The sequence below is a fragment of the Larkinella harenae genome (genome assembly GCF_054780515.1).
The window spans coordinates 556722-570749 of the sequence record NZ_BAAGWE010000001.1; the positions used below are offsets into that span (position 1 = coordinate 556722).

General features: G+C 52.3%; 7 protein-coding genes. All 7 read left to right on the forward strand.

Annotation, left to right across the window (positions count from 1 at the left end; translation table 11 throughout):
* Positions 1–6 precede the first annotated feature (6 nt).
* The 7 genes from ACYVH9_RS02280 (at position 7) to ACYVH9_RS02310 (ending at position 13954) form a co-directional block, all read left to right on the forward strand.
* A complete protein-coding gene (locus ACYVH9_RS02280; protein ID WP_460634669.1) occupies positions 7–3435 on the forward strand; it encodes a TonB-dependent receptor in 3429 nt (1142 codons plus the stop codon).
* Positions 3436–3489: 54 nt separating this feature from the next.
* Positions 3490–5007, forward strand: a complete 1518-nt coding sequence (locus ACYVH9_RS02285) for a RagB/SusD family nutrient uptake outer membrane protein (RefSeq protein ID WP_460634670.1) — start codon at positions 3490–3492, stop codon at positions 5005–5007.
* Positions 5008–5204: 197 nt separating this feature from the next.
* Positions 5205–5843, forward strand: coding sequence for a GntR family transcriptional regulator (locus ACYVH9_RS02290; RefSeq protein ID WP_460634671.1), 639 nt, complete (start codon positions 5205–5207; stop codon positions 5841–5843).
* Positions 5844–6337: 494 nt separating this feature from the next.
* A complete protein-coding gene (locus tag ACYVH9_RS02295) occupies positions 6338–9514 on the forward strand; it encodes a SusC/RagA family TonB-linked outer membrane protein (RefSeq protein ID WP_460634672.1) in 3177 nt (1058 codons plus the stop codon).
* A gap of 26 nt (positions 9515–9540) precedes the next feature.
* The gene (locus ACYVH9_RS02300) at positions 9541–11313 is read left to right on the forward strand and encodes a RagB/SusD family nutrient uptake outer membrane protein (protein ID WP_460634673.1); all 1773 of its coding nucleotides are present in this window, start codon (positions 9541–9543) and stop codon (positions 11311–11313) included.
* Between the two features lie 186 nt (positions 11314–11499).
* Entirely contained in the window at positions 11500–12723 is a 1224-nt protein-coding gene (locus tag ACYVH9_RS02305) for a Gfo/Idh/MocA family protein (RefSeq protein WP_460634674.1), read from the forward strand.
* A gap of 4 nt (positions 12724–12727) precedes the next feature.
* Positions 12728–13954 (forward strand): Gfo/Idh/MocA family protein, encoded by a 1227-nt coding sequence (locus ACYVH9_RS02310; RefSeq protein ID WP_460634675.1) that lies wholly within the window; start codon positions 12728–12730, stop codon positions 13952–13954.
* Positions 13955–14028: the final 74 nt, after the last annotated feature.

The window sequence follows — 14028 nt, forward strand, 5'->3', positions numbered from 1 at the left end:
ACTATTATGAGAAAGCAATTTTACGCCCCGCCGGGCGGCATCACCTCCCTGTTCCGGTTGACGTTCGTGCAACTGCTACTGGTGATGATCGTGTCATCTGCATCCCTGGCCGGTCGTCATCCCGGCCAGGGTGGGTTGAGTCAAAAAGTAGTTCTCAACGTTCAAAATGTCACTTTGCGTGAAGCCCTCCTGAAGATTGAACGGAAGGTGATGATCAAGTTTGTGTACAGCAGCCGAATTGTTCAGGACCAGCGCGTGAGCTTTCAGACCCAGGGCGGTCGGCTGGCCGACGTGCTGGATAAACTACTCACACCACTGAATATTTCGTATGAACTGATTGATAATCAGATTATTTTAACAAAAAAAGAACCGTCAGCGACGGGGTTAACGCTCACTGCTGCCGACGAAACCGTTTTCGTAAAACAACCGCAAGCCATTGTATTTGCAGTGCGGGGTGTTGTAAAAGAACCCGGTGGATCACCCCTGCCGGGAGTGAATGTGGTTGAAAAAGGCACCACCCGCGGTACCAATACCGATGCAAATGGAGCTTTTCAGCTGGACGTCTCCGACGGAAATGCAACGCTGGTTTTCAGCTCGATCGGGTTTGCGAAACAGGAAGTAGCCGTCGGAAACCGCAGTACGGTCGAGGTAACCATGGAGTCGGACAATCGTAACCTGGAGGAAGTTGTCGTCATTGGGTACGGAACCGTGCGGAAAAGCGACCTGACCGGTTCGGTCGGGGCTATCAAAGGCGAAAAACTGCTCGACCGCCAGGCAACCAACATCGGTCAAGCATTGCAGGGACGGATTCCGGGCGTCGATGTGGCCGTGATGTCGTCGGCACCGGGTTACCAGCCCCGGGTCCGGATTCGGGGGGTGGGTTCAATCAACTCCAGCCTGGAACCGCTGTACGTGGTCGACGGGATTATTGGGGTAACGAACGCCAACCTCATCAACCCGAACGACATTGAGTCGCTGGAAGTCTTGAAAGATGCGTCGGCAACGGCCATTTACGGCGCACGCGGTGCCAACGGAGTAATCATTATTACCACGAAACGGGGCAAATCCGGCCAGACGCAAGTGTCGTATGATACCTGGGGATCCTATATTACTCCGGCCAAATACCTGGGTGTGTTGTCGTCCGAAGAGTTCATGAACGTTTATAACAAGGCGTACGACAACGCGGCAAAATACGATCCGGAGGGCTTTGCCAGTGGCAAATACGTGCGCAACGATCCGAAAAATTTCCCCAACCTGTTCGATGCCAGTGGTCGGCCGTTGTACAGCACGGATTGGGAACGGGAAATCTACCAACCAACCTGGGCGCAAAACCACGAATTAGGGGTTCGCGGAGGAAGTGAGAAAACCTCCTACAGCCTGTCGCTGGGCTACACCGATCAGGGCGGTTTGATGCTGAATTCCTGGTTCAAGCGGTATTCGGCCAAGTTTACACTGGACACCGACGTGAAAAAGTGGCTGAAACTGGGCGGCAGCATGTTCCTGAACCGGACCAACCAGCGAGAAGTAGACGATGCATCGGGCGGCTTGAATGTTCCGCGGATGGTGATGGAAGCGGTACCCATTTTGCCCATACAATACCCTGACGGTAGCTGGGGCCGTAACCGGGACTGGCCGGGCATGGAGGGGGGCGAAAACCCGGTCCGGATTGCCAATCAGCGGATGCGGATCAATCCCAAAAACCAGATGCTGGGTCAAATCTATTCGCTGCTCACCTTTACGCCGGATCTGACGTTGCGCAGTAATTTTGGCTACGAGCTGAAGTTTGAGAAAAATAACTTCTATTCGGGCCGGGATTTGAGTGCTTTGTCGGCCGATCAGCGCGGTACGGCGGATATCTGGAGCAATCAGGAGTATTATTGGCAGTTTGAAAACTACCTGAACTACAACAAAACTATCAACAACGATCACACGATTTCGGCGCTGGCGGGATTGTCGTGGCAGAAACGCTCGTGGGAACGGTATCTGGCGGCTGCGCAGAATTTCATCGACGACTTCTGGGGCTATCATAACCTCGGCGTCGGAACCAGTCTGCAAAAACCGTCTTCCGAAGATCAGGAGTGGAGCCTGAACTCGTATTTCGCGCGGTTCAATTACAATTTCAAAGACCGGTATTTAGTCACGTTTACAGGGCGTTACGATGGGGCTTCGAAATTCGGAGCCAACAACAAATACGCATTTTTCCCGTCGGCGGCCGTTGCCTGGAACGTGAGTCAGGAAGAGTTTCTGAAATCGGTCAGCTGGCTATCGAACCTGAAACTGCGTGCGAGCTACGGCAAAACCGGGAACCAGGAAATTGGTCAATACCGTTCGCAGCAGTTCCTCGGTACCGGCGATGTGTTGCTGGGCGGTGTTCGGCAGACCGGTATCTGGCAGAGTTCGTTCGGTAATCCGGATTTGCGCTGGGAATTCACCAATCAGCTGGACATTGGTGCCGACATCGGTCTGCTGAATAACCGCATCGATCTGACGATTGATTATTACCACAAAATCACCAAAGACTTGCTGTTGGATGCCCCGATTCCCTGGTCGACGGGGTTGGGAGTTGTGACGCAAAACATCGGTTCGGTCGAAAACAGAGGGTTGGAAGTGGGGCTGAACAGCCGCAACGTAGCGACCACCAATTTCTCGTGGACGACCAACCTGGCGTTTTCGACCAACAAAAACAAAATTCTGAAGCTGGGAACCAACAACGACGATATTTTTCCGGGACCGTGGTTCCTCGGTCAGACCAACATTCTGCGCGTGGGCCAGCCGATTGGTACATTCTGGGGCCGGAAACGGCTGGGTACCTTCAGCACGGCGGAAGCGGATCTGGCGGCTAAATACAACCGGCTGCCGGGCGATCTGAAGTGGGCCGATTTGAACAATGACGGGAAAATCGACGGTTCGGACGAAACCATCATCGGGCGGGCGTATCCCAAATGGAACCTGAACGTGGGCAACACCTTCCAGTTTGGCAAGTTCGATCTGTCGTTTGATATCCGGTTGGTGATGGGGGTCAATACCGTCAATGCCACGAAGCACTCGGTGGAAGACCGTCAGGCAATTGCCAGCAGTTCGCGAACGGTTTTGGGGGCCTGGACGCCGGAAAACCAGAACAGCATGATTGCTGAAATTCGCCACTACAACGCCGGGTATGACACCGCTATGGATGACTGGTGGGTGGAAGACGGTTCGTTCATCCGGGGGCAGAACCTCGTTTTGGGGTATTCATTGCCCAATAAAATCGGGAAACTCGACTTCCAGCGGTTGCGGGTGTACGCCAGTGCCCAGAATTTCTTCCTGATTTCGGACTATTCGGGCTATGATCCGGAAGCGTTGACGGCTTTTGGGGGGCAGTTGATTCAGAATATCGAATTTTTCCAGTACCCCCGTCCCCGGACGTTCAGCCTTGGCTTGAATCTTCAGTTCTAAATGCTTATCCGCCGGAGATCCTGAAAAGGAAAACCGGCCTTTATACCTGCAACTATGAAAAAACATATGATGTATACCCTGGCAGTCGTTGGCCTGACGCTGACCTCCTGCGAGGATTTTTTGAAAGAAAACCCGACGGGGGCCTTAACCACCTCGTCGCCGGTTTCCAGCCCGGAAATTGCCCGGGCCTTTGTGAATGGCGCCTATTCGACCATCGGAACCTGGAACAACGGTGGTGGGGGCTGGGGCGGTAACAACGCATCCCTGCTTGAGTTCATGACCGGCAAGGCCGACGGGAATTCCCAAACCGAAGCGTTCAAATTTTACAACCTGGAATACGATGCCCGGGCGTTTTATATCGACAACTGGTGGTCGGGTCTGTACGCCGGAGTGACACGGGCTAACCTGGCGATTCAGAAACTGGGTGAGTTTACTACATTGCCCGCTGCGGATAAAACCAACATGCTTGCGGAGGCCAAAACCATGCGGGCGCTCTATTATTTTCAGTTGGTTCGGATGTTCGGGGACGTTCCTAAAATTACCTCGCAGATCACGGAACTGGGGCAGGTGCAGACACCTCGTTCGCCGGTGAAGGAGATTTACGACGAAATTATCATCCCGGACCTGCTGGAGGCCGAAAAATCGACCCTGCCCTGGCGCGATACCGATGGCCGAATTTCCAAGGGGGCTATCAAATCCATTCTGGCCGACGTGTATCTGACGTACGCGGGTTACCCGGTCAGAGGGGGGAATCAGGCGTATGCTGAGTCGGCAAAGCGCTCGAAAGAGGTGATTGACAACGGTGCGTACTCCCTCTTTCCGGAATATACCGATATGATCAATCCGGCCAACCGCAATCAGAAAGAGTTTATTTTGCAGGTTCAGCACGAGAAAGACATCCGGCACAATGGATTGACGCCGGTGACATTACCCGCGTTTCGGGGCATTGCGGCTTATGCAGATGAATACGGTGGCCTAATTCCGCGCAAGGAATTTGTCGAAAGCTACGAGAAAGGCGATAAACGGACGCAGGAAAAACAGTTCTATTATACATCCTACAAGGGGCATCCGTCGGATTATCCGCTGGGTGACCCGCGCCGGGATTCAATGGCGCTGGGCGGTTATTATATTTACAAGTATTTCGACAAGCAGGCTATTGATGACGATGCCAAAGCCAATATCAATTACACCATTTACCGACTAGCCGATGTCATGCTGCTGTACGCCGAGGCTTCGAATCGGGCGGAAGGTGGGCCGAATGCTGCGGCTCGAAAAGCACTTAACGATATTCGGGCGCGGGCTAAACTGGCACCGGTGACGGCAACGGGCGTCGACGCCTTTGAGCAGGCGGTTTGGGCCGAACGGTATTTTGAGTTGGCCTACGAAAGTAAAATCTGGTTCGACATGATTCGTACGCGGAAAGTGCGTAATGACGTAACCAAACGCTGGGATGATTTCATGGGCCATACGACGGTTTACGGCAAAACTTTTACCGCCAATCAGTTGCTATTGCCCATTCCAAAGCGTGAAATTGATAACAACCGGAACCTGGTGCAAAACGCCGGATTCTGAGGTTACGATCAACGCCGTTTGTCAAAACCCCCAACCGCCGTCGAGCGGTTGGGGGTTTTTGCGGTTTTCAACCCCAGAAAACATCCGGCAATGATGGAGATATACTTCCATTTGCAGCTGTCGAATAATTAGCTACCTTTACATAAGCCGGTTTTTTGTATACTGGATAAAGGCTGTTTTGTTTACTAAGGTAAGAGATGAAAGAGGATTCGCTCGCTAATAAAGCGTATAATGAACTAAGACGGAAAATATTGTCGAATCAGCTTGTTTCTGGGATGCGGTTGAAAGAAGATGTCTGGGCGGGAAAGCTGGAGGTAAACCGGATGGCTATTCGGGAAGCCCTAACCCGATTACTGGGCGAACAACTCGTGGTATTGGGCGAAAAAGGCGGTTTTTTTGTGAAGTCGTTGACCGCGGCCGATATTCAGGAAATTCGTGAACTGCGGGAAATCCTGGAGCTGGGTGCTTTACGACTGGCCATTCAAAAAATCGATGAGCAACATATTAAAGAGTTGGAGCGGATTTGCGATGATTTCACTTCCATGATTCAGCGCGGCTACTTCGGTGGAGCCTGCGAAGCGGACGTAAAATTTCATGAAACTCTGATCGATAGCGCTGATAATGACAAGCTAAGGAATCTATATCAGGCCGGTAACATTCCTCTTTTTCACCAAAAATTAGGGCAGAGTCAGACGCATATGGATGACTATGAACTGACGGATATGGAACACCGCCAAATTCTACAAGCCCTGAAAACGAAAGACTTGCATCTGGCCGAACAAACCCTGATTAAACACCTGGTTCGGGGTGAAGTGGCTTCCTTAGACCTCGAATAACCTTCTGTTTCTCTTTTTCTTCGATTATAGCTTTCTATTCTGTCCCTGTCTTCTGACGGGCTCTTCTTCACTGGCTTTTCCTCGCCATTTTTCTGCTGAGCATACCTGCTCTAAGTGGCTTATGCACTATTGAGTTGATTCTCCAAAGGTACAGTTTTATAAAAAATATGGTTACTAATTTTTTGTTTACAAAAAATTAGTATTTTTGTCAGCATAATTGATTCAATAAGTACTTCTTTAGCATACCGTACCACCTGTTCAGAAGCTACAGCTCCGTGTAATCGCCTTTCTGAATGAATTCGAAGAATCTCATCGTCATCGTCTGATGAGATTAGCCTGGTAAACTTTTAATAGTTGAGTAAACAGTTTGCGTACAAAATTATTTACGAATTCCTATTTGTAATTGCCTTTGTTCAGCGTTTACCGAATCCATTTCCAACGCATTGCCCCTTACCTAACCATTACTGCAAATCTCTTTCTAAACCTGCTGGCGTATGAAAAGAAGAAATTTTTACCAGATAAGCTTGTTGCTCGCTCTGATGATGGCATTACTTCTTGGCAACCCTGGCTACTTGCTGGCACAGGATAGCCGGGAAATTCAGGGAACCGTGCTCGAAAAAGGAACTCAGACTCCGCTGCCAGGGGTGAATGTGGTGATCAAAGGCAGTAACAAAGGAACCACCACCAACGCCGAAGGCCGGTATACAATCAGCGCTACCTCCGGCGACGTTATTATCTTCTCGTTTATTGGGTACGTTAGCAACGAAGTGCCGGTCGGAACGCAAACCGTTATCAATAGTGAACTGGCTACGGATGTACAGGCGCTGAACGAAGTAGTCGTAACGGGCTATTCAGCGCAGCGGAAAAAGGATATTACCGGCTCGGTGGCGATTGTTGATATGAAAGCGGTCAAGTCGTTTCCGGCGGGATCCGCTGTGCAGGCTCTTCAGGGACAGGCATCCGGTGTCAATGTGATCAGTTCGGGGGTGCCGGGCGCTAACAGTCGGATTTTTGTGCGGGGTGTTACCTCGTTCGGCGATACGCAGCCCCTGGTGATTGTCGACGGTATTCAGGCCGATCTGAATAACATCAGCGCCGACGATATTGAATCCATGCAGGTACTAAAGGATGCTGGTGCAGCCGCTATTTATGGGGTTCGGGGCTCTAACGGCGTCATCGTAGTGACAACGAAAAAAGGAAAATCGGGCCGGCCAACCATCACCTATGATGCCTACTACGGAAGCCAGCGACCCCTTCCCGGCAATCCGTACGATTTGCTGAATGCCCAGGATTTTATGAAGGTGGTGCAGATTGCTACACCGAACAATCCGATTTTTGTCAACGGAATGCCGGATTATTTGTACGCAGGACCGGGTGTAGCGGGTGTGGCCAAGGCGGGTGATCCCGCAGTCGATCCCGCCAAATACCGGTTTGATCCCATTAATACGGCCAACAACTACCTGATTCAGGAGGTGAACAAAGCGGGAACGAACTGGTTCCAGGAGCTTTTTCGACCAGCGCCCATGACCAACCACACTCTGACGGCTAGCGGAGGGACGGACAAATCGAATTACTTATTCTCGCTGAATTATATCGACCAGCAGGGTACGCTACTGGAAACGTATCTCAAGCGTTACTCGGCCCGGATCAATACCGCTTTTAAAATAGGTGATCACATCCGAATCGGGGAAAATGCAAACGTATATTACCGGCAAAGTCCCAGTTTCGGAAATCAGGCGGAGTTCGGTAACCTGTCGGCGGTTTATAAGATGATGCCCATTATTCCCGTATACGACATCATGGGCAACTTCGGGGGAACCTTTGCCGGGCCGTCACTGGGGAGTAACCAGAATCCGGTGGCCATGCAAAAACGGACGCTCAACAACCGTGATCACTCCTGGAATATTGTCGGAAATGCTTACGCCGAGGTGGATTTTTTAAACCATTTTACGGCCCGCACCAGTTTTGGCGGTACCATCATGAATGGGTACAACCAGAACTTCAGTTTTACCCAGTATGACAACAAGCAGGGCAACAGCTCGCCAAACGCCTACAGTGAAAGTGCCAATTATAGCAGTACGCTGATGTGGACCAACACGCTGACGTACAGTCATCTCATCGGTAAGCACAACGTACAGGCATTGATTGGTTCGGAAATTGTCAAAAATAGCGGCAGGAGTGTGGCGGGTAGCTCCCAGGCTTTTTTTGCCACCGATTACAACTACCTGGTGCTGGGCAACGGAACCGCCGGAATGACCACCAGCAGCAGTGCTTTTATCAATAGCCTCTATTCGCTCTTCAGCCGGGTCGACTATTCGTACGATGATAAATACATCATTGGCGCTACCATTCGGCGCGACGGCTCTTCACGGTTTGGTTCGGACATGCGGTTTGGGGTGTTTCCCTCGGTTTCGCTGGGCTGGCGGGTGTCTGGCGAGCGCTTCATGAAAGACATTGCCTGGATCAACGAACTGAAAATCCGGGGAAGCTACGGTATTTTGGGTTCTCAGAACAACGTAAGTCCGGAGAATGCATTTAGCCTGTACGGTGGTGGATACGGCAATGCGTATTACGATATCGCCGGAACCAGCAATGGCGTTCAACAAGGATTTATTCAAACCCGGATTGGCAACTCCCGCACGGGTTGGGAGGAGAATATCGTATCCAACATCGGTTTTGATGCTACCATTCTGAACAATCAGCTGGACCTATCGGTCGAGTATTACCGAAAGTCGATCAACGGGTTATTGTTTACCCAACCGCTGCCCGCTACGGTTGGCGGAGCAACAGCGCCCGTTGTTAACATTGGCGACATTCGGAATACCGGCGTCGATGCATCGATCACGTACCGGGGCCGCATTGCCAGCGATTTGCAATTCTCCCTGGGGGCCAACATCACAACCTACAAAAACGTAGCCGTCGAAATTCCGAATCCCGGTTATTTTGATGTCGCCAGCTTGCAGGGCATGGGTACGCTGGTTCGCAATCAGAAAGGCCAGCCGGTCAGCTCATTTTTCGGATACGATGTCATCGGCCTGTTTAACTCGGCGCAGGAAGTGGCTGAAGCTCCTGCCCAGAGTGGGGCCGCCCCCGGGCGTTTCCGTTACCGGGATGTCAACGGAGACGGGGCGATTACACCCGAGGACCGGACGTTTCTAGGCAGCCCGAATCCGGATTTTACGTATGGACTGAACCTGGGATTAAATTACAAAGGTTTCGATTTTTCCACCATTTTCTACGGTTCACAGGGCAACGAAATCATAAACACCATCCGTTCCTATACCCATTTTTACGCGGGGTATATCGGAAATAAAAGCAATGTGTTGCTGAATGCCTGGACTCCGGAAAATACCAACACAACCGTTCCGAAAATTGAAACCGGAACGTCACTGAGCACCTCCGGTGCGCTGAACTCCTATTTTGTCGAAGACGGGTCGTACCTGCGGCTGCGGTCACTGATTCTGGGCTATACCTTCAAACCGACGCTGTTGCAGAAAATTCGCATGAGCAAACTGCGGGTGTATGCCCAGGCCGCCAACTTGTTTACCCTGACCAAATACACCGGATTGGACCCGGAGCTGGGCGGTAGCAGTTCCAGCTTTGGTATCGATTTTGGCAACTATCCAAACAACCAGCGCAATTTCCTGCTGGGCCTTAACCTTTCCTTCTAAACCGACCCTGTTCATCCTGAGAAATCATGAAAAGACGTTCTTTTAAACTGATGCTGGCAGGTTTCATCGTATTGGTTGCTGCCTGCAAAACCGAATTTCTGGAAAAGGAGCCGATTGGTTCCATCAGTGAAAGCACCCTGGCTACCAAAACGGGCATCAATGGTGTGCTGATTGGCGCGTATTCGTTGCTCGATGGTGCCGGGGCTGTCGGGGGAGGCATCTGGAGCAGCCTGACGGTTATGTCTAGTGTGGCTTCGGATGATGCGCACGTAGGCACGGAGCCGAACGGATTACTGGCCTCGTACGAAGCCTACACCCACGACCCAACCAGCTCGGCAACCAACGAACGGTGGCAGTTTACCTACGCGGCCGTTCAGCGGGCCAACGATGTGCTGCGGCTGTTGCCCAAAGTGGCCGGTTTGACGGCCGACGAAGTGACTCAGCTTCAGGCTGAAGCCCGGTTTTTGCGGGCGGTTTATCACTTCGACGCGGCCAAATTCTGGCGTAATGCACCGTATCTGGACGAAACTGTTACGTATGATGCCGGAAATTATAACGTGAGCAATGCAGAATCGCTGTGGCCCAAAATTGAAGCCGATTTCAAATTTGCCGCCGATAACCTGACGCCCACCAAAACCGAAGTGGGCCGCGCCAACAAGTGGGCCGCCAAGGCCTTTCTGGCCAAGGTGTATATGTTTCAGCACAAGTACACCGAAGCAAAACCGTTGCTGGCCGAGCTCATTGCGAGTGGGGCAACGTCCAACGGAAAGAAATATGCCCTGAACGAACAGTATTTCGACAACTTCCGAACGGATAAAAAACACAGCCCCGAAGCGGTTTTTACCGTTCAGATGTCGGTTTTCGACCGTGCTAACGGGGCCAACGGCAACCCCGCCGATATGTACAACGGCCCCTTCGGCGGACCGCCCTCCTGCTGCTACGGCTGGCTGCAACCTTCTTTCGATCTGGTCAATGCCTACCAGACCGACCCGAACACCGGTTTGCCGCTGATGGATACCTACAGCAAAACACCCGTTAAACACGATCAGGGCCTTCAGTCGTCGGCACCATTTACGCCCCATACCGGTACGCTCGACGCCCGGCTGGACTGGAACGTAGGTCGGCGTGGTATTCCTTACCTTGATTGGGGGCTGCACCCGGGCATGGCCTGGATTCGGCAGCAGAATACCGGCGGGCCGTATAGCGTCATTAAAAATATTGCCTGGCAGGCCCGCATTGCAACCGATCGCGAGAACGCCAACACCAACAACCCCTACAACATGATCCGGTTTGCGGACGTGTTGCTCTGGGCAGCTGAGGTTGAAGTGGAAATCGGGAGTCTGGCACAGGCCGAAACCTACGTCAATCTGATTCGGGCACGGGCGGCCAACCCAGCGGGTTTTGTGAAGAAATACATCGACAACGCGGCCCCTCTGAAAGGCTTTACCAATGAACCAGCGGCCAATTACAAGGTGGGTTTGTACACGGGTCAGTTTGTGCAAAAAGGCAAAGAGTTTGCCCGCGAAGCCGTCCGGTTTGAACGAAAATTGGAGCTGGCGCTGGAACACCACCGGTTTTTTGACCTGCAACGCTACGACAACGGAACGGGCTATATGGCCACCTTACTGAACAAATACCTGAATTATGAAGCCTCTGTGCCCAATTATTTCAACCAGGATTATATGAAAGGAGCCTTTTTTACCAAAGGCAAAAATGAAGTTTACCCCATTCCGCAGGCGCAGATCGACCTGAGTATGAAGGACGGCGCGCCCACTTTGAAACAAAACCCCGGCTATTAAATCATTAGCCGTCCGGGTAGTCTTAAAAGATGGCTACTCCGTATGCCGGTAAAGATTTATAACGGTAAACTCGGTCGGAAAACCGCTTTTCTGTTGACAAACCCATCATAAAACCGCTGAAAATTTCTGACTATTTCCACCATGACCTTTAACAATTCACATTCGAACGAAAAAACACCAAATTCTATGGAAAAAGATGCTGTCAACCGGCGGTCGTTTCTGCGCTCGGCAGGGCTGGGTGCTACGGCGCTGGGCATGCTCCCCGTAGCGTGTTCGACGGGCCGGCCACCCGCTCAGGCCAGCAACCAACCGATTCAGGGATTTGAACGGACACAGGAAACCGCCAATGTCAAAAAATGGGTGCCCGTTTCCGATCGGAAAATCCGGGTCGGGATCATCGGTTACGGACTCTGTAAATTCGGTGCCGAATTTGGCTTTCAGAATCACCCGAACGTCGAGATTGTAGCCGTTAGCGACCTGTTTCCGGATCGCTGCGCCCAGCTGGCCAAAGCGTGTGGCTGCAACAAAACGTACCCATCGCTCGAAGAACTGGTCAAGGACGATACCATCGAAGCGGTTTTTATCGCGACCGATGCCCCGAGTCACGCCCGCCATGCCATTGAAGCCCTGAAACACGGTAAACACGTGGCGGTGGCGGTTCCGGCGGTTTTCGGTTCGCTGGAAGATGCCGACCGACTCTACGAAGCCGTAAAAACCAGTGGCAAAAAGTACATGATGTTCGAAACGTCTTGTTTCCACGAAGACCTGTACGCCATGCGTCAGATTTACAAAGCGGGCGGGCTCGGTAAGCTGGTCTATTCGGAAGGCGAATATTATCACTACATGGATGATCCGCTGCCGTCGTACAAAGACTGGCGCGTTGGCCTGCCTCCGCAGTATTACCCCACGCACTCGAATGCGTATTACATCGGCGTCACCGACGGCAGTTTCACCGACGTTTCCTGCCTGGGTATTCCGAGCATTGTCAACCAGCTAAAACCCGCCAACAATCGCTATCAGAATCCGTTTGGGTCAGAAATTGCGCTGTTTCGCACCAGCGAAGGCGGCATGTCGCGGATGGCCGTTAGCTGGGACACGCCCGGCGACCACGGTGAAAAAGGCCGGATTCGGGGCCAGAAAGGATCGTTTTACGGAAAATACGAAGGCATCGAAAAAGCATTGCCGGACCTGGTTCGGCCCGCGCTTCCGCAAGGTGTCTCTTCCGGCGGTCACGGTGGTTCGCACGGGCGGCTGACGGACGAGTTCATTACCTCGATTTTGCAGGATCGGACTCCGCTCGTGAATATCGCCGTAGCCTTGAATCTGACAGTAGCTGGCATCGTAGCGCACCAGTCGGCCATGAAAGACGGCGAAACCCTGAAAATTCCGCAGTATTCAATTTTAGCTTAACGGTATGAGTACCAACACCACAAAAAGTTCGTTAAACCGGCGCGGTTTTCTCGGTATGGCTGGTCTGTCGGCAGCCGCTTTATCGGTTTCTCCGCGGTTTGCGTTTGCCCGTGAATCGGCACCGGATCGGAAAGTGCGGATCGGCATTGTCGGAGGGCGGTTTGGCCTGGGTTTCTATTTTCACGAACATCCCAACTGCATCGTCGAAGCCGTCAGTGATTTGCGGGCTGACCGACGGAACGCGTTGATGAAAACCTATCAGTGTACGAAAAGCTACGAGTCGCTGGACAAACTGTTGCAGGACCCCAAGGTGGAAGCGGTTTTTCTGGCGACTCCGGCGCCCGATCACGTTAATCACGTGCTGGCGAGTCTGAAAGCTGGTAAGCACGTACTGTGTGCGGTTCCGGCGGCCCTGACGCTCGAAGATTGCAGTAAAGTGAAGGATGCCGTCAAACGGAGCGGGCTGACCTACATGATGGCCGAAACCAGCGCGTTCATGCAGACCACTATCTCGGTTCGGAAACTGTACAAGGAGGGCGCTTTTGGGAAGCTGTTCAGCGCGGCTGCCGAATACAATCATCCGGGGCTGGAGACGCTTTATTTTGAAGATGGCAAACCGACCTGGCGGCACGGGCTGCCCCCGATGCTGTATCCGACTCACTGTACCTCGTTCCTGATTTCGGTGACGGGCGAGCGCCTGACCCACGTCAGCGGCATGGGCTGGGGCGACGATAGTCCGGCCCTGAAAGGCAACCCCTACAAAAATCCGTTCTGGAACGAAACTGCCTTTTTTAAAACCAACCGCGGCACGCCATTTCGCGTGGAAGTGAACTGGCGAGGTGCCTTGCGAAATGTTGAACGGGGCGAATGGCGGGGCGAAAAAATGAGTTTTTTCATGCCCGAGTCCGAATCCGGCGAATCAACCGTGGTGCGGGTCGATAGCAAGGAAGGGGTGGACCATGGCGGTTTTCAGGTCGCCAAAAATATCGTGGAAACCTACAAACAGCCGTTGTGGTGGGAAACGGACATGCTCCCCGCTCCGCTGCGGCACAAAAGTGGTCACGGCGGTTCGCATACCTTTATCACCCACGAATTCATCGATGCTATTGTCAACAACCGCCAGCCGCTGGTGAATATCCAGGAAGCGCTGGCCTACACCGCTCCCGGTATCGTTGCGCATCAGTCAGCCCTGAAGGATGGGGAATACCTGAAAATCCCGAGTTTCGATTAAAAGGGTTTCGGTTTACGGCTTTCATTCATTTTTCGGTGAACTGACGCGTCGAAGATCGTGTGCTTCCGTCTTGG

Bases quoted from the DNA above. Each gene is read 5' to 3' on its own strand.
- ACYVH9_RS02295 (WP_460634672.1), top strand. From the start codon at position 6,338: ATGAAAAGAAGAAATTTTTACCAGATAAGCTTGTTGCTCGCTCTGATG.
- ACYVH9_RS02310 (WP_460634675.1), top strand. From the start codon at position 12,728: ATGAGTACCAACACCACAAAAAGTTCGTTAAACCGGCGCGGTTTTCTC.
- ACYVH9_RS02280 (WP_460634669.1), top strand. From the start codon at position 7: ATGAGAAAGCAATTTTACGCCCCGCCGGGCGGCATCACCTCCCTGTTC.
- ACYVH9_RS02305 (WP_460634674.1), top strand. From the start codon at position 11,500: ATGGAAAAAGATGCTGTCAACCGGCGGTCGTTTCTGCGCTCGGCAGGG.
- ACYVH9_RS02300 (WP_460634673.1), top strand. From the start codon at position 9,541: ATGAAAAGACGTTCTTTTAAACTGATGCTGGCAGGTTTCATCGTATTG.
- ACYVH9_RS02290 (WP_460634671.1), top strand. From the start codon at position 5,205: ATGAAAGAGGATTCGCTCGCTAATAAAGCGTATAATGAACTAAGACGG.
- ACYVH9_RS02285 (WP_460634670.1), top strand. From the start codon at position 3,490: ATGAAAAAACATATGATGTATACCCTGGCAGTCGTTGGCCTGACGCTG.